Origin of the sequence: Pigmentiphaga soli (genome assembly GCF_039541095.1) — a bacterium.
Lineage (GTDB): Bacteria > Pseudomonadota > Gammaproteobacteria > Burkholderiales > Burkholderiaceae_B > Pigmentiphaga > Pigmentiphaga soli.
The window spans coordinates 1-15,835 of sequence record NZ_BAABFO010000043.1 but is presented as its reverse complement, the minus strand read 5'-3'; the positions used below and the strand labels follow the sequence as shown (position 1 = coordinate 15,835).

Genomic DNA, 15,835 nt, shown 5'->3' with positions numbered 1-15,835 from the left:
TCCCCGCCGGCAGCCAGGAAGCCGCGCCGTTCAACAACGAGACAAACGACATGAGCCAATTCACTTCACTGGAAATCTGCGCGGGTGCCGGGGGGCAGGCTCTAGGCCTCGAAATGGCTGGCTTCGATCATGCCGCCCTGGTCGAGCTGGAGCCGGCCGCGTGTGCCACGCTGCGGCTGAACCGTCCTGCCTGGAACGTCATCGAGGACGATCTGCGCCGTTTCAGCGGGCAGCCTTACAAGGGCGTTGATCTGGTCGCGGGCGGCGTTCCTTGCCCTCCGTTCTCCAAAGCCGGCAAGCAGCTTGGCGCGAAAGACGAGCGCGACTTGTTCCCCGAGGCAATCCGCCTGGTTGATGAGTGCCGCCCTCAAGCGGTGATGCTGGAAAACGTGCGCGGCCTGCTTGATGCGGTTTTTGATGACTACCGGAACAAGGTCGAAAAACAGCTCAAGAAGCTGGGCTATGTGCCGGGATGGCGGCTGCTCAATGCTTCCGACTTCGGCGTGTCGCAGCTACGGCCGCGCGTGGTTTTCGTGGGCATCCGCAAAGACCTTGCGGCCGGGTTCTCCTGGCCGGAACCGCTCAAGGGCGAACCCGCAACAGTCGGCGAGCTGCTGCACGATCTCATGAAGGCCAACGGTTGGCGCGGCGCTGACCGCTGGCGCGAACAAGCCAATAGCATCGCCCCGACCCTGGTCGGCGGTTCCAAGAAGCACGGAGGCCCCGACCTCGGGCCGACCCGCGCCAAACGCGCCTGGGCCGCTCTCGGCGTCGATGGAATGGGGCTGTGGGACGAAGCCCCGCCGCGTGACTTCGTGGGGATGCCCCGCCTGACTCCGCGCATGACGGCACGGATTCAAGGTTTCCCGGATGACTGGCAGTTCTCCGGCCGCAAGACGGCCGCCTATCGCCAGATTGGCAATGCCTTCCCGCCGCCGGTCGCTGCTGCTGTAGCCCGGCAAATCTTCGCGGCGCTGTCCGTGAAGCGCATTTTCAAGGTAGCGTGATGACGATATCTGCTGAGTTCGCCGAAGCTCGTAAGGCGTTTCATGCCGCGCTGCTGCAATCAACCTTGACCATCAACAGCGCCGGAATCGTCAGCAACGCAGACGGCAACAACACAACAAGCAAGGCGATTGCCAAAGGCATTGCCGATCTTCTCAAAGCCGAAACTATTGGCGAGCGAATTGCCGGACAAACCTCGGGCAACCAGTTCGAGGGCATTTGCGCGGCGTTCGTGCGGGAAACCTTTCTTAAGCTGGGTCACCTGCGACCCGGAGCTTGGGATGTGCATCAAGTCTCTGGCCGCAACCGCCTAGAAATCGCGAAGTATGAGCAATATGCGCACCTAGTCGCCCTGGATCGTGCAGCCAAGGCCGATACCGAGCTGGCTGCTGCTCTTGGGAGCGACTACACCATCACGCCGGATATCGTGGTCGTGCGCGACACCGAGGACGACAGCGCCATCAATGCGCCGGCGTGCCTGGTCGATGACAGCGTGACCACGCTTGCCAGCCTGCGGAAGAAAAACGGCGGCCTGCCGCTGCTGCATGCAAGCATTTCCTGCAAGTGGACGATACGCAGCGACCGGGCGCAAAACGCAAGATCGGAAGCGTTGAACCTGGTGCGCAACCGCAAAGGCCGTCTGCCTCATGTCGTGGTCGTCACGGCCGAACCAACACCGAGCCGCCTTGCCTCCATCGCCCTGGGCACCGGGGACATTGATTGCGTGTATCACTTCGCCCTGTATGAGCTGCAAGCCACGGTAGAAGCCTTGGGCATGACCGACGCGGCCGACATGCTGGCCGTGATGGTCGATGGCAAGCGCCTGAAGGACATTTCAGACCTGCCGCTTGACCTGGCAGTGTGAGCCATGACGGGCGGCCAGCGCGAACAGGACGAGGCCGAAGCCACGGCCGACCCGGCCTATATTCAGCACGCACGCGAAGTCGCGGCGCGGGCCATGATCGAAGGCAGCGGGAACGTCTACGCCGACCTTGGGCACGACAACGCCGACGAAATGCTGGTCAAGGCGCGGTGCGTGGCCCGGATCGCTGTCGCCATCGAGGCGCGGCAATGGTCGCACGAGCAAGCGGCGGCTGCCCTGCACATGACGCCGGCCAAGCTGCGCGAGCTGCTGGCCGGCCGGTTCCGGGCGTATTCTGTCGATGACCTGGAACGCCTCGCGTCGAGCATCGAAAAATGAAAAGGGCGGCCACTGGCCGCCCTTGTCGTTCCTGGTGCAACTCTACCGGCTGCGCTCGATCAGCTCGCGGGCAACTGCCAAGGCGGTGCCGATCGGCACGGCTTGGGTAAAGGCGGCATCGGAATGACTGACCACGCCGACCGCCTCACCTCTCGCGTTGACGACAAGCCCGCCGGAATTGCCGCCCGTCACGGCCGCGTCGATCTGTAGTGCTTCATCAGCGGAGAACCTGGCGCTTGCGGCATACCGGCTCACAATGCCCGCGCTCACGCTGAATCCACGGCCGCCAGGTGCGCCAATCGTCAATACCGGCTGGCCTTGAATTGGCATGGTTCCGGTCTTGATCGGCTGGCCGGGTTCGCTGACGCGCAACACGCCCACGTCGCGCCGTAGGTCAAGGCCGATCACCTCAGCATCCAGCCAGCGCCCGGCGGCTGTCTGCACGCGATAGCCGCTCTTGCCGTCGATGACGTGGGCGGCGGTAAGGACATACCGGCCATCTGCGATAAACGCGCCGCTGCCGATGGTCTGCCAGTGGCGCGGCTCCTGGTCGCGGCTTTTCAGCCAGAAGCGGACAGCGCCAAGGGCGGCCGTCGCCAGGTTGGATTGAACGCCAGGAACAAGCCAGACGCGGCTTTCATCGTCCGGCCTGGTGACAACGGGCAGGGCGGCAATGTTCACGGCAGACGGCATGACTTCGGGGATGATGCGCGGCCAGTCTGCGGCATCAGGCACGCCGTCGCCTGGGCCGCGCAAGGCGGCGGCGGTGATGCCTTCCGCAATGCTCCGGCTCCGGGCTGAATAGGCGTCGTTGTCATGTTCGGCGAAGCGGTAAAGGGCGTTTGCGTTCGCCTCGGTCGTGGCGACGGTGTAGCCCGCCACGGTCAAGGATGCGCCCGCCAGGATGTAGGCCGCCAGGGCGGCGCGTCGCCAGGTCTGCGCTTTCATCGTGCGCCCTCCTGGTCGGCGGGCGGCTGGATGGTGCCGTCCATGATGGCATCGCGCACGGCCACGTCGCCGGCATTGAGCCATCCGGCGTGCGTCCGGTATGCGTGCCAGAACACGACGCCGGTGCCGATCAGGACGGCCAGCGAAAGGGCAAAGGTAATCCGATATTTCGTTAGCTCGCGGCGGGTGCCGCCGGTAACATTGGAAGTAGCCATGTTCACCTCTCTGTCAGGTGGTCGTGGTCAGGTGTCCAGGTCCGGTTGCCGCCGGCCTGGGCACCGCTTTAGCGGCTAAAGCTGCGGGCTTGCTCCCGGTCGCGTGCCGCCTTCTCCTTGAACCGTTCGGCGATCTCCCGCGCCCTGGCTGCTTTCACCTGGTCGCCGTTCTCGTTGTCCCGGTTCAATTCCTTTGCCAGCGTCTTTGCCTGCTGGCCGTTGATCTCGTTCAGCTCGACCTTTTGGCCGGCGTCCAGCTCGAAGCTCTGGCCCTCGATGCTCTGCGCCGCCAGGGCGGCGGCCTGGCCGTGGCGCTCCAGGCGCTCCATGTCCTTCGCTTCCCGGCGGGCCTGCGCCTGCTCGATCTGCTTGGCGTAACTGGCGGCCAGCTCGTCGTTTGTAGGCTCGGTGCGTTCTTCGCTCATCGTCTTTCCTCCTGTCGTCAATACCCGCGTCCGCTATCGCGGCCGCGCTCCTGCTCGCGCTGCCGCTGCCGGCTGCGCGTGATCTCCTGCGGGTTGCGTGCATACCTGTCGGCAAGCTCGCGCTGCATCTTGTCCAGCTCGACGGCCTGGCGCTCCTTGGGCATTGCGTTGAACCGCTCGATGCGTTCGCGCAGCTCGGCCGGCAGCTCGCGCCAGGCGCTCGGGTTGCGGTCGGTGTAGCCTGCAAAGCCCGCCTGCCGCTTCACGGCCAGCGCCTTGAACTGTCCGACTTCCTGGCGTGCGGCCAGCTCGGCCCGTTTGCGGTCTTGCTCGCTGACCTGGACGGCCGCCGGGCGCTCCGGCTCGGCCTTGGCCTGGGACGGCTGCGACAGGCCAGCAAAGGCCCGGCGCTGGCCTTCCTGCATGATGGCCGCCGCGTGGTGCCGTGGGTCTTTCCCGGCCGCCTGGAACTCCTGGGCGACGGCAAGCTGCGCTTTCGCCACGTCCAGCGCCAGACCGCCGCCTGCGGCCTCGGCACGCTCGACACTGGCCCGGAATCCGGCCAGGGCGTCGGGGGCCTGCTGCTCGGCTTGCGGGCGCTGCTGCGAGGCGGCCAGCTCGCCGCGCTCCTGGGCCACCTTCTGGCGGAACCGCTCGGCGATTTCCCGCGCCTTGCGTGCTTTCTCGTCCTCTGGCGTGCTCTCGACCTGCTGCTGCGGCATGGCTGGCTTGCCGGCAATGTCGGTGGCCGGCATGAGATCGGGACGGCCGTGGCGTTCCAAGCCTCGGCGCAGGGCATCGCGCATCCGGCCCGCCAGGTGGGCCACCTTGGCCCGGCCGCGCTCGACCCAGCGCCGCAACACGCTTTCGCCGTCGAAGCCGCGCTGTTCTGCGAAGTCTGGCAGATAGTCGAGCGTGCTTTCCTTCGGCCGCTGTCGGCCCATCACTTGGGCCAACTTGCCGGCGGCCAGTTCTTCGGCAGTCTGCACGTGCCAGGTGTTGCGCTCCACCATCCGCCCATCGGGCAGGCGCACGGTTTGAGCGCCGCCATGCGCCAGGCCGATACGGTCGCCGATCTGTGCGCCGCTGTCGGCAATGGCACGTTCCAAATCAACGCCCCAAATGGTGTGCCGTTCGCCCTTGTCGTTCTCCAGCGTGGCGAAGTAGGACAGGCCGTTTTTCGGGTCGTGCTCGTAGGGCGCTGCGCCGTGATCGACCAGGCGGCCCGCTCGGCGGTCGGTGAAGTCATCAGCGCCGGCAAACAGGGTCACGGCCTCGCGGTGGCGGGTCATGCCAACATAGGCCAGGCTGCGATCCATGCCGGGGGTCGCCAGCAGGTAAGCCCTATCGACCGTGACGCCCTGGGCTTTGTGGATGGTGACGGCGTAACCATGATCGACGGCCGCATATTGCGCGGCCTGGAACCGGCGGGCTTCGCCGCTGTCCAGGCGCACGGCCAGGCTTCCATCTTCCGAATGCTCGACGGTGCCAAGAGTGCCGTTCTTCACGCCAAGGTCGCGGTCGTTTTTCAGGAACACGATGCGGTCGCCTGGGGCAAATTCCCGGCCGCCGCGCTCGGTCATAAAGCGGGCCGTGCCGCGCAGCTCGCCGCGTTCTTTGCGGGCCTGGCGCACGGCTTCATTGAGCGCCTGCACGTCCTTATTGCTGTGCGCAAGGATGATCTGGCTACCCTTGCCCTGGTCGCCCACATACGCGGCCGCCAGGGCCTCGCGTGCGGCCTCGCGGCTGTCGTGAATCTGCACATGCCCGCGCTCGGCATAGGCCGCCAAGCCATCCGCAACGGAGCCGCGTGCAAGCTGCTGGCCGGCCTCGCGCATCCAGGCGTGTTTCTGCCGGCGCACTTCTGTGATTTCGGCCGCTCTGACGCGCTGCACCACGCCCCGGAATGCTGCGCCGGCTTCGATAGCGGCAAGCTGCTTGTCGTCGCCCAGCAGGACGACTTTTGCCCCGGCCTGCTCGGCGGCTTTCAGCACGCGGCCAAGCTGGCGGCTGCCGATCATGCCGGCTTCGTCGATCACAAGAACGTCGCGGGAAGTGAGCTTGTCCTGGCCGTTCTTCCAGGCAAGTTCCATGCTCGCAATCGTCCGGCTGTCGATGCCGCTGCCCGCCTGCAATTCATCTGCCGCTTTGCCGGCCAGGGCAGCGCCACGCACGTTATAGCCGGCCGCCTCCCACGCTTCGCGTGCAACCTTCATCGAGAAAGATTTGCCTGTGCCGGCGTCGCCGATGACCACGGCCAGGCTGCCCGGCTTGAGAACGTGCCGGACGGCGTTCTGCTGCTCTGCCGATAGGGTGCCCGCGCCGTCAATCGCGGCACTTACGATGCGCTCGGAAACGCCGTGCTGGCCGCTGCTCGCCAGGCGCTCGGCGCTATCGACCATCGCCCGCTCGGTGTCGATCATTTCGCGGGTAGAGAACTTGGCCGGATGGCGGCCTATGGCCGGCTCCAATTCGATCAGGTGCGGCGAGTTTTCCAGCTTCGCTAGAAGCGCCTGGAACTGCTCGGCGTCGTCAATGTAGCGGTTCAGCTCTGCGGCAATATCGCGGCGCGTGAATACCGCTTGCGTGGCCGTGAGCTTGTCTAGGATGATCTCGGGCCGCTCGGCAATCTGGCGGGCTTGCTCCTGCCGGTCGGCGTTGTGAATGTCGATGCGGTCGGCTTCCAGGCCGCGCCTATCCATCGCCACGGCATCGCTGCCGATGTGCTTGGTTGGCGTGAGTTCCACGCCCTGATCTGCATAGCTGCGGTGATCGACGCGGGCGCTAATGCCGGCCCGCTCCAAAGCCTCGTTTGTCAGCTCAGCCCACTCGCGGCGAATGTCGGTAATGTCGCCCTGGCTGGTGCCAGGAATGCCCGCCTTCTGCCGATCCTTGTTCGCCAGCTCAATGATGGCCTTCGCGCCCAGCGTTCCATCGGCCTGAATAGTGCGCGTGGTCGCCAGCATATGAACGTGAAAATTCCGGTCGTCGCCTTCCCTGTCCGGGGCGTGGATGCAGACATCCACGGCAACGCCGTAGCGGTCGGCGATAGCCTGCCCCATGCGCGTTGCCAGCTCGCGCCGGTCGGCTTCGTTCAGCTCGTGCGGCAGGGCCGCCCGCCACTCGCGGGCCACTCGCGCATCTTTGCGCTTCTCGGCGGCTTCGGCGGCATTCCACAAGGCGCCGCGCTCGGGAACCGGCACGCCTGCGGGCGTGACGATCTCGGCCGACAGGACGCCGCCTTTCCGGGTGAAGTCGAACACTTCCCCGGTGCGCTCATCTACCAGCTTCGACGCAGACCGATAGGCGGCAGCAGCCACGGCGCTATGCCCGGCCGCCCGTCCTATCGTGTGCGTGTTCAGGTGATAGATCGCCATATCTTCCCTTGGCGTTTTAGCCGCTAAAAAGGGGTGCCGGGGTATCCCCGGCCGCATGAGGGTTGCGCAGCAACCCGTAAGTGCGCATTTCGCTTCGCTCCATGACTATACCACCGCCGTGCCTTCCCTACCAGTGGTGCAACTGGTAAGATCATGGGTGCAATTCCGACCACAAACATAGGAGCGCATACGATGGCACGTAAGACACTCGCAGAACGCAAAGCGGCAAAGGTCGCGGAGCTTCAAAAGATCAAGGCCGAGCTGGCCGAGCTAGAAGCAAAGTCGGCTGAACGGATCGGCAAGATTGCCTTGGCTGCTGGCCTTGTTGATCTCGACCTAGACGACGACACGCTGAGAAAGGAGTTCGAGGCCATCGCCTCGAAGTTTCGCGGCCAGGAAAGCAAGCAAGCTGCATCGCCTTCGGCAGCGCCTGGCGCGGTCTGAGCGCGAGCTAGGAAGGTTTCGGATGAACGCCAGGAGAGAGGACGCACGGCGCAAGATTCAGCTTGGCGGCTTGGTCGTCAAAGCGGGGATGGCCGACTACCCGGCGGCGGTCGTGCTAGGGGCGCTGACGCTTGCTGCGAACGCGCTAAACGGTCCTAGTGCCGAAGCTGCCTTACAGCGTTTTCGTGAGGCCGGCGACAGGGCTTTTTCTGACGATAACGGAGCGGATGGCGGCAACCATCTGTAGCCGTTTTTTTGCCTGACAGAGAGGTGAAATCATGGATTTGAGAGACATACTTGAACGGCTTTGGGCCGCTATTCTTGCCCTGTTTTTTGGGGCCTGGTGCGTGTCGATGGCTCCCGCCCACGCGAACATTTTTCCGGCTTGCGACCCAGCGACGGAAGGCGGTCTCTTCTTCGGTGACGCCGATGCTGACGCCTGGGTGGCGCGGGTCTGCGACGCGCAGAACTCCACTTATCAGACGTGGCAAGAACGCCTGCAAACGCTCGACCTAGGGCAGCAAGATTTGTCGATAGCAACCAATGCCGGCGATTGGCAGGCATACCGGGAGAAGTGGGCCGAGCTTCTGCCGATCTTGAAAGAGATGGAAACGGCCGCAATGGCGAACCGAACCGCCACCGGCGCGGCACCGATTGTCAGTTTGTACCGCTCCGATCTTGCGTACTTCCTACAGAATGCCGGCGTTGGCACTGCGAACAGCTTGGAGGCGTTCAGCGAGCGCGTGATTGCCGGTCTTGACGGCGAGCGCCCGGCGGCTGCGGCTACGGCCGGGGTCAATGTAGTTCAGCAGTCGGTGACGCGGGGCGTCGAGTTCGTGCGCGGCCTGGCGGCCGTGGAGACGGACAAGGTTCTTGCAGAGTATCGGGCGAACACGGACGCCCGAATTGCTGAGCGAAACGAACAGCTCCAGGGAACCACCCTGAGCGGCTATTTCGGCGGTTTCGGCGAGCGCATCAAGGCGGCTTTCGGTGGCTGGTTGTTCTACCTGGTCACGGTCTGCTTTGTCGGCGCGTGGCTGGCGCACAAGCGGCGGCAGAACCCTGTGACGGTCGGCACGGCCGTTGGCCTGGCCTTCCTCGTTCCATCGGTCGGCATGTTGCTTCTGTTCGTGTTCGCGCCGTTCATTCCGGGCTGGTTCATCCTCGCTGCGACGGTCGCCGGAACAGTGGCAACGTATCTGAACGCGGGCCGGGTGTTCGGCTGGCTCGCGGGCCTGGTCGGCGCGGAGTCTCCGACAGGAAAGCGGCTGCGCATCCTCGGCGCAACGATTGAAAACCTGCGCGGCCAGGTGCAACCGTCCGGGCCAGTTGCGGCCGCCGGTGCGGCGGTCGATAACAGCAGCACGCATCCGCTGGGTTCGCACGGCTCGGCCCGTTGGGGAACGGTCGATGAAATCCGCCAGGGCGGCCACCTGGTCGCGCCTGGCAAGCCGGGCGGCTTCGCTCTTGCGCGTGTGCCCGATGCGCCGGCTGGGCTGGATGCCCGTTTCCGCTTTACCGGCCATGTCGTGACCGTCGCGCCTACCGGCTCCGGCAAAGGCATCGGGGCGGTCATTCCGAACCTGCTGGAGTATCCCGGTTCCTGCCTGGTGCTCGACGTGAAGGGCGAAAACGCGGCCGTGACGGCTCGCGCCCGCCGGGCGCTCGGCCAGGCCGTGCATGTCATTGATCCGTTCTCCGTCAATGGCGATGGCGGCGCGGCCTTCAATGTCCTGGATCGCCTTGATGTGTGGAACCCAGATTGCGTGAGTGAATCGGCCATCCTAGCCGACGCCCTGGTGATCGCTGAAAGCAAGGGCGACGGCGTACATTTCGATGAGTCGGCCAAGAACTTCTTGCAGGGCCTTATGCTCTACGTCGCCGGCCTCGATGACGTGGAACGCCGGCACCTGGGCGAGCTGCGGCGCTTGCTGACCGCTGGGGAAGCGGAGTTCTTCGACCTCCTGGGCATGATGGCGGCGGATGAAACGGCCGCCTTCGGCATCCCCGCCAGGGCGGCAAACACCCTCATGGGCATGGGCGACAAGGAACGCGGTTCGGTGCTTTCAACGGCCCGCCGCAATACTGCGTTCCTTGATGACCCGCGAGTGTCGGCCGCGCTGTCGCGCTCGGACTTCGACTTGTCGGAAATCAAGTCCACGGCCATGACCGTGTACCTGGTCATGCCCGCCAATCGCATCGGCCCGAATGCCCGTTTCCTGCGCCTGTTCATCAGCTCTGTGATTGCGTCGATCACGTCGAGCAATGTGCAGCCGGCACACCGGGTCGCGTTCCTGCTCGATGAGTTCGGCCAGCTCGGCTACATGAAACAGATCGAGGACGCCGTTTCGCTGCTGCGCGGCTACGGCCTGGCCTTCTGGGTGTTCATTCAAGACCTGTCGCAGCTCAAGGGGGTCTATCCGAAGTGGCAAACCTTCCTAGCGAACAGCGCCAAGTCCTTCTACGGGACGGATGACTACGACACGGCCAAGTACATCAGCGACAGCCTAGGCAAAGCCACTGTCGAATTTGAGACGGAGAACACCGGGCGCAATAGCGGTAGCGGCCTGTCGGCCGGTGGCGGCTCAATGAACCGGGGCAAGAGTACCGGCACAAGCCAGCAATTCACCGGGCGCGAGCTGCTGACGCCTGACGAGGTGATGCGCCTGGGGCCTGAAAAGCCGATTGTCCTGGTGCGTGGCGAACGGCCGTACCTGCTGGATCGGTTGAACTACCTCACCGATGCAGAGTATGCGGGCCTGTTCGACCCGAACCCTTACCACAGCTAAGGGGGTGACGCATGGCGGGCATCATCGCGGCCGTTGTCGGTGTCATCGTCCTGGCGTGGTTCCTGCGCCGGCTGTTCCCGGCGTTGTTCGCTGCGGTGTTTGTTCTGGCTGCGCCGGTGTGGCTGGTCGGCGGCTTCCTGGTCGATCTGCTGCGCCGGCCGCTGGCGTTCCTGCGGCCGCTCGGCGTCGGCCTGGCTCGCCTGGTGGGCTTCGTCCTGGTGCTGCCGCTACTGCCGTTCATCTTCGCCTGGTCGTTCCTGGCTGAACTTTTCCGGCCGTCGCGGCAACCTCCGGCCCCGGTGCAAACGGCCGCCAGGCGCACGGCTGACGTGATCGACCTAGCGGCATTCCGGCAACGCCGTAAAGAAAACATCAAACAATGATTTGATGTTTTACGCTTTTACGCTTTAGCGGCTAAAATCCCCCGCCCCTCAAGTGTCAATATCAGGCCCGCCATGTGCGGGCCTTTTCGTGCCCTGCCTTCAAGTGCCTGGCCCCTCTCGATGGTGCCGGGGGGGTTATTGACACTTGAGGGGCGGTCTTACTCCCCACCTTTCTTCCTGGTGCTCGCTGGCTTGCTTTCGGCCGGGTTGATCCGGGCCAGCAACGCGGCGATCTGCTCCTGGTGCGCCTGGAGCTGACCGGCCAGCCGGGCGGCTTCCTCGCGGGCCTTGCCAGCCTCTTGGCGTGCCTGGTCGCGTTCGGCCTGGGTCGCCGCCAGTTGTTCGGCCAGCGCCTGACGTGCCTGGTCGGCGTCCTGGTGCGCCCTGTCCAGCTCCGTGCGCAGGTCATCGACCTGGGCGGCCAGGCGGTCGGCAAGCTCGGTCGCCTCGGCCCTGTCGGCTTCCAGGTCGGCGCGGGCCTTGTCTAGTGCTTCGCGCTCGGACGCCAGGCGGGCGTTTGCCAGTTCCAGGGCGATGCCCCACACCTCGGCCCCGACCTCGGCCAGCCGGTCGGCGACGGCCTGGGGCGCTGGCTCGCGCAACGGCTGCGCTGCCGTGGCTTGGCGTGCCTTCCATTCGTTGAGCGCCGGGGAAATGGTGGTGTAGCTCCCGCCTGTGATCTGCCGGATTGCTTCAAGCGTGGGCTTCTGGCCGGCGGCGGCCAGCTCGTCGGCGGCGGAAAAAATCTGCTCTTTCGTGACTGCCATAGCGGTTGCTCCTGTATGAAATGTAGCGTTGTAGTATGTTGTATGATACTACTACATACTACAATTTACAAGGCTACAACTCGCCAAGCCTTACACCGGCCGCCACCTGGTCGCGGATCGGCCCAGCTCCGGCCCCTGGGAACCCGCCCGAACATGCCGACCGCATAGAACGCCCACAGAGGCGTTTTCAGGGGTGGGGGTAGGGTGACCCCTTGGCTGACCCCTTCCGCGTCGTGTGGCGCGATTCTGGCGGCTCTTGCCCTGCTCCGGTGCGTAGACCGTTGCAGCGGCTCCCCGCCCCCTTCTTGGCGTTCAACCTTTACGGCCTTGCAGGCAGCGCAGTCGTTCAGGATGGGCGCAGGCGGTGGGCTTGCCTCGATCCTTTACTGACAAACCCTTAGCGGCCTTTCAGGCGGCGCAGGGGCTTGGTTTGGGCTGAGGGGGTGGAGCTGGCACCGTCGCGGCTTGCCGCGACCTGGTAAGAGTCACTGGCCGCAGGCCAGGCATTTTTGAGCGGCCACCGGGCCGCGATAGGCCGACGCGAAGCGGCGGGGCGGAGGGAGCGAAGCGACCGGAGGGTAGGCGCGCCCGTAGGGCGCTTGCGGCGGTTCGATTTGGCCGAGACTTATGCACAAGCCAGGCGGGTTTTAAGAGTTTTAATATGTTTTAAAGAGTTTTAGCCGGGAAAAGTGCGATTTTTCGCTTATGAATCAATGGGTTACGAATGTGCCAGGTGTGTAATGTACGGGTTCCGGTGTGCAAAGTACGGAATCGGGTGGGTAATGTACGGGTTCCGGTGTGCAAAGTACGGGCTATCCACAGGTCAAAGGGTCGGAACCAGTCAAAGCGGGGTTTAGCTAAACTTTTGGCGGACTCGTGGCCCTCTCCCTCCGTACATTACACACCGGCAGGCGGTGGCAGCTCTGCATCGGCATGGTCGCGGTGGGTCATCACCAGCAGCGGGCCGCCCTGCCCGGCTTCCTCGCGCAGCTCGTACTCCGGCAAGTCGTTGGCCTGGATGATCTTGCGCAGCAGGCGGCAGAACTCTTTGAACGTGCCTGCGCTGCCGCTGCGGTCGTAGATCGTCTGGAAGGCCCACTTTGCGGCGCTCTTGCCCGCTGCGCGGCGAGCTAGGCGATAGATGAAACGGCCAATGCCTGGGTCTATCAAGAAGTAGTCGGGATGCACGGTCAGCACGTCCGGGTTCTTGCCCTCGGTGATCTCGCGGTACATCCAATCGGCCAGCTCGATCTCGATGTATTCGGGCTTGCCGCTCTCGCTCTTGATGACCTTGTAGCGGCTAATTAGGGCCTCGCCCTCGGATACCGTCACCGTGCGGCCGTTCTTGGCCTTCCTGGTGCGCTGAACCGCAACGTGCGTGGTGTTGAGCCGGATGCAGGTTTCCACCAGGTCATCTTTCTGTTTGCCGCCGTCCGCTCGTCGGCAGAACTTCAACACGTCCGCAACGTGCGGCCGGAACACGCGGCCAGGCTTCGCTCCCTTCCCTTCCCTGTAGCGGTTCATGGCTTCGGTAAGGTGGGACACGGCCATCAGCACCAGGTCGTAATCCCACACCGAAGCCATGCCAACCGCACCGGCCGACACGGTGACATGACCGTCGGGCAGGGTATAGCGAATGACATCACCCGCTCGCCTGTCCTTCTTGGAAAGGCGAAACACGGCCACGTCCATGATGCTGCGGCTGTCTTTGGTGCCAACGTCATAGAGCGTCGGGACAAAGAAGTCCGGCTGTTCGTCTCCCCTCGGCGGCTTTCGGATGCTCGATGCGGGGGGGGCCGATTTAACGGAGCCGGAACCGCGCTCACGCTCGGCCCTAGCTTCTTCCTCGCGCAGTCTGGCGGCGGCTTGCTCCCAGGATTCACCCGGCCTGGCGGCCGCCTCGATGCGCCGCCGCTGGCTCTGCTCTCGCATCTGCTCGATGCGCCCTAGCAGGTCGTCGGTTATCAAGCTGCCGATCTGCTGCGGGCCGTTGTTGCGCTTGGTCATGTGCTCCCCTTTTACTTGCTCGGCCGCCGCCATTTAGCGGCTAAAGCATCGCAAATGCTCATTTACGATTGTCCGTATTTCTGCAAAAGCAGCTCGCGCACCTCGTCGGCGATCTTTGTGCCGCGCATTGCGCATTGCGCCTTGATCGAGCGGTGCAGGCTCTCCGGCACGTCGATGGTGAGGCGCTTCATCGGCTCCGGCCCCTCGGCCGGAACACGGCTTTCCACCCAGGCATCGGCCGCCACCGGCGCGGGCTTGGCGGTCGGCTTGGTGCCAATCGAAATCTTCTTCGTGCTCATCGTGCGAACTCCATCAGCTCGGCCGCTACGGCCTCAATCTCGGCCGCTGCCGGCCCTTCCTGGTCAATCTCATGAACGGCCAGCCCTTGCGCGGCCGCTTCGGCGAACACCACGCGCTGCGTGATGGCGGCCGCCAGCGCCGGCACCGGATAGGCCGCCAGCGCCTCGCCCACGTCGCGGCCGATTGCCGTATTTGCGATTTTGCGATTAACCACAAAAGCGGCTTTCAGGCCCTCTTTGTAGACGCGGGCCTCGTCGATCAGCTTCACCACTTCGTCAGCCGCCCAAATGTCGTAGGGCGAAGGCTGCACCGGGATCAGCACCACGTCGGCGGCCATGATGGCCGACCGTGCCAGGTCGGTAACTCGCGGGGGGCCGTCGATGATGATGTGGTCGTAGCCGTGGCCGATCTGGCCGATTTCCTTGTGGACGGTCGCCCTGGGCAGGCCCACCACGGAAAACAGCGGCTCGCCCTCGCGGGCTGCGGCCCAATCCAATGCGCTGCCCTGGGGGTCGGCGTCGATCAGCAGCACCCGCGCCCCGGTGCGGGCCAGGCTGGCCGCCAGGTTCACGCTAAGGGTGGTTTTGCCTACCCCGCCTTTCTGGTTCAAGAGTCCGATAATCATGTTTTCAACCTTTCCGCGTTTGCGTGATTGTTATTTTACGGAAAATCGTAAAACATGCAAGCGGTTCAGGGCTGGCCTTTTTCGGTTCGCCGCCGGGTCAGCTCGGCCCGCATCCAGGCGGAGGCCTCGGCCATGTCCTCGCGCAGCCCGGCCAGCTCGCCGGGGGTCAGCGCCCGCACCCGCCGGCGTTCCCGCTCTTGGTCGGCCAGCTCGCCGGGCCAGCTCGCCAGCTCGTCATCGGGCAGGGCCGCCAGGATTTGCGGCAGGCTCTGCGTTCGATACGGCGGCAGCGGCAGGTCATTCGCCGGGCCTTCGTCATCAAGGAATGCCGGACCTTCTTCCTGGCGTTCATCATCGACGGCCCGTCGGCGGGCGTCGGTCTTTGTCACTTCCTCGCCACGCGCCAGCACCCGGTAAAGGGTCGAACGATGCACGGCCAGCAGCTCGGCCGCTTCCTTCACCGTCCGGCCGTCACGGTCGATCAGCTCGCGGGCGTGCTCGATCTGCGCCGGGGTCAGGGCAGGCCTGCGGCCGAACTGCACGCCGCGCCGCCGGGCCGCCTCGCGGCCGCGCCGGGTGCGCTCAACGATCAGCGAACGCTCGAACTCGGCGATGCCGGCAAAGACTGTCAGAACCATCTTGCCGGCCGGGCTGGTCGTGTCCGCCCAGGGCTCCGACAGGCTGCGCAGGCCTGCGCCGATGGCTTGCAGCCGCTCGGCGATGTCCAGCAGATCGCGGGTGGATCGCGCCAGCCGGTCAAGGCTCGTGACCGTCACCACGTCGCCGGCGCGGAGGTGATCGATCATCCGCGCCAGCTCGGGACGGTCGGCGCGGGTGCCGGTGATCTTCTCGGCAAAGATGCGCTGGCAGCCGGCGGCGGCCAGCAGCTCGCGCTGGGTGGTCAAGTCTTGGGCGTCGGTGCTGACGCGGGCGTAACCGATCTGCATGGGCTCCCCCTTGGCGTGTCGCAAATATCAGTATGATACGCGGCATTACGCGACTGATAAACGCGACATGAAACGCCAAGGGAAGCGGGTCAGGGCAGGGTGTCGCGGAATATAGGACTAATGCGACAAAGCCGGCTAGATTTTTGGATACACAAAGGTGTATCCATGCAATAATCCACGCCATGCCATGCAAGAACGTAGGCCTCCGCATCCGCATCGAAAAGGAACTCCGGGAGGCGTTCCAAAGAGCCTGCCGGGCTGAAAACCGGCACGCATCGGAGGTGCTGCGTGAATTCATGCAGGCGTATGCCGACCGCCATCAAGGGGGCTTGCAGGCGGATATGTTTTCCCCGCCGGCAGCCAGGAAGCCGCGCCGTTCAACAACGAGACAAACGACATGAG

At 64.6% G+C, this 15,835-nt stretch carries 16 protein-coding genes; 7 read left to right on the top strand and 9 right to left on the bottom strand.

From position 1 onward, the window contains the following. The 3 genes from ABD927_RS24130 to ABD927_RS24120 form a co-directional block, all read left to right on the top strand. Nucleotides 1-1,007, top strand: a 1,007-nt coding sequence (locus ABD927_RS24130) for a DNA cytosine methyltransferase (RefSeq protein WP_345252446.1), incomplete at its 5' end; no start/stop codon positions are given. Further along, nucleotides 1,007-1,870 carry an NgoMIV family type II restriction endonuclease gene (locus tag ABD927_RS24125; RefSeq protein WP_345252444.1) on the top strand — a complete coding sequence of 288 codons (864 nt, stop codon included), beginning with the start codon at nt 1,007-1,009 and terminating at the stop codon, nt 1,868-1,870. The genes ABD927_RS24130 and ABD927_RS24125, both read left to right, overlap by 1 nt. Nucleotides 1,871-1,873: 3 nt before the next feature. After that, on the top strand, nt 1,874-2,206 hold the full coding sequence (locus tag ABD927_RS24120; protein WP_345252442.1) for a helix-turn-helix domain-containing protein: 333 nt from the start codon (nt 1,874-1,876) through the stop codon (nt 2,204-2,206). A gap of 42 nt (nt 2,207-2,248) precedes the next feature. Here ABD927_RS24120 and ABD927_RS24115 read toward each other — a convergent pair whose 3' ends face one another. The 4 genes from ABD927_RS24115 to traA form a co-directional block, all read right to left on the bottom strand. After that, nucleotides 2,249-3,154, bottom strand: a complete 906-nt coding sequence (locus tag ABD927_RS24115) for a S1C family serine protease (RefSeq protein ID WP_345252441.1) — start codon at nt 3,152-3,154, stop codon at nt 2,249-2,251. Then, complete coding sequence (locus ABD927_RS24110; RefSeq protein WP_166479527.1) at nt 3,151-3,369, bottom strand: hypothetical protein; 219 nt, start codon at nt 3,367-3,369, stop codon at nt 3,151-3,153. Before ABD927_RS24110 ends, ABD927_RS24115 begins: the two co-directional genes overlap by 4 nt. 68 nt (nt 3,370-3,437) lie before the next feature. After that, complete coding sequence (locus tag ABD927_RS24105; RefSeq protein ID WP_345252440.1) at nt 3,438-3,794, bottom strand: hypothetical protein; 357 nt, start codon at nt 3,792-3,794, stop codon at nt 3,438-3,440. A 17-nt stretch (nt 3,795-3,811) separates the two neighbouring features. Then, nucleotides 3,812-7,171, bottom strand: a complete 3,360-nt coding sequence (traA, locus tag ABD927_RS24100) for a Ti-type conjugative transfer relaxase TraA (RefSeq protein ID WP_345252439.1) — start codon at nt 7,169-7,171, stop codon at nt 3,812-3,814. Nucleotides 7,172-7,363: 192 nt separating this feature from the next. On the opposite strand from traA, the gene ABD927_RS24095 reads away from it, so the two are divergent. The 4 genes from ABD927_RS24095 to ABD927_RS24080 are packed head-to-tail and all read left to right on the top strand — an operon-like array spanning nt 7,364 to nt 10,787. Continuing rightward, nucleotides 7,364-7,615 (top strand): TraC family protein, encoded by a 252-nt coding sequence (locus ABD927_RS24095; protein ID WP_208090844.1) that lies wholly within the window; start codon nt 7,364-7,366, stop codon nt 7,613-7,615. Between the two features lie 22 nt (nt 7,616-7,637). Next, a complete protein-coding gene (locus ABD927_RS24090; RefSeq protein ID WP_208090843.1) occupies nt 7,638-7,862 on the top strand; it encodes a conjugal transfer protein TraD in 225 nt (74 codons plus the stop codon). 31 nt (nt 7,863-7,893) lie between these two features. Further along, a complete protein-coding gene (locus tag ABD927_RS24085) occupies nt 7,894-10,404 on the top strand; it encodes a type IV secretory system conjugative DNA transfer family protein (protein WP_345252436.1) in 2,511 nt (836 codons plus the stop codon). An 11-nt stretch (nt 10,405-10,415) separates the two neighbouring features. Beyond that, nucleotides 10,416-10,787 carry a hypothetical protein gene (locus tag ABD927_RS24080; protein WP_345252435.1) on the top strand — a complete coding sequence of 124 codons (372 nt, stop codon included), beginning with the start codon at nt 10,416-10,418 and terminating at the stop codon, nt 10,785-10,787. Between the two features lie 158 nt (nt 10,788-10,945). On the opposite strand, the gene ABD927_RS24075 is transcribed toward ABD927_RS24080, so the two are convergent. The 5 genes from ABD927_RS24075 to ABD927_RS24055 all read right to left on the bottom strand — a co-directional run bounded on the left by ABD927_RS24075 (nt 10,946) and on the right by ABD927_RS24055 (nt 15,433). Then, nucleotides 10,946-11,554 carry a DNA-binding protein gene (locus ABD927_RS24075; RefSeq protein ID WP_345252433.1) on the bottom strand — a complete coding sequence of 203 codons (609 nt, stop codon included), beginning with the start codon at nt 11,552-11,554 and terminating at the stop codon, nt 10,946-10,948. Nucleotides 11,555-12,451: 897 nt separating this feature from the next. Beyond that, nucleotides 12,452-13,561, bottom strand: coding sequence for a replication initiator protein A (locus tag ABD927_RS24070; protein ID WP_345252431.1), 1,110 nt, complete (start codon nt 13,559-13,561; stop codon nt 12,452-12,454). Between the two features lie 62 nt (nt 13,562-13,623). Beyond that, nucleotides 13,624-13,860: a plasmid partition protein ParG gene (locus ABD927_RS24065; protein WP_336063277.1), complete on the bottom strand. Its 237-nt coding sequence runs from the start codon at nt 13,858-13,860 to the stop codon at nt 13,624-13,626. Then, nucleotides 13,857-14,486 carry a ParA family partition ATPase gene (gene parA, locus ABD927_RS24060; RefSeq protein ID WP_336063278.1) on the bottom strand — a complete coding sequence of 210 codons (630 nt, stop codon included), beginning with the start codon at nt 14,484-14,486 and terminating at the stop codon, nt 13,857-13,859. Before parA ends, ABD927_RS24065 begins: the two co-directional genes overlap by 4 nt. A 65-nt stretch (nt 14,487-14,551) precedes the next feature. Beyond that, nucleotides 14,552-15,433 carry a recombinase family protein gene (locus ABD927_RS24055; protein WP_345252430.1) on the bottom strand — a complete coding sequence of 294 codons (882 nt, stop codon included), beginning with the start codon at nt 15,431-15,433 and terminating at the stop codon, nt 14,552-14,554. Between the last annotated feature and the right edge of the window lie 402 nt (nt 15,434-15,835).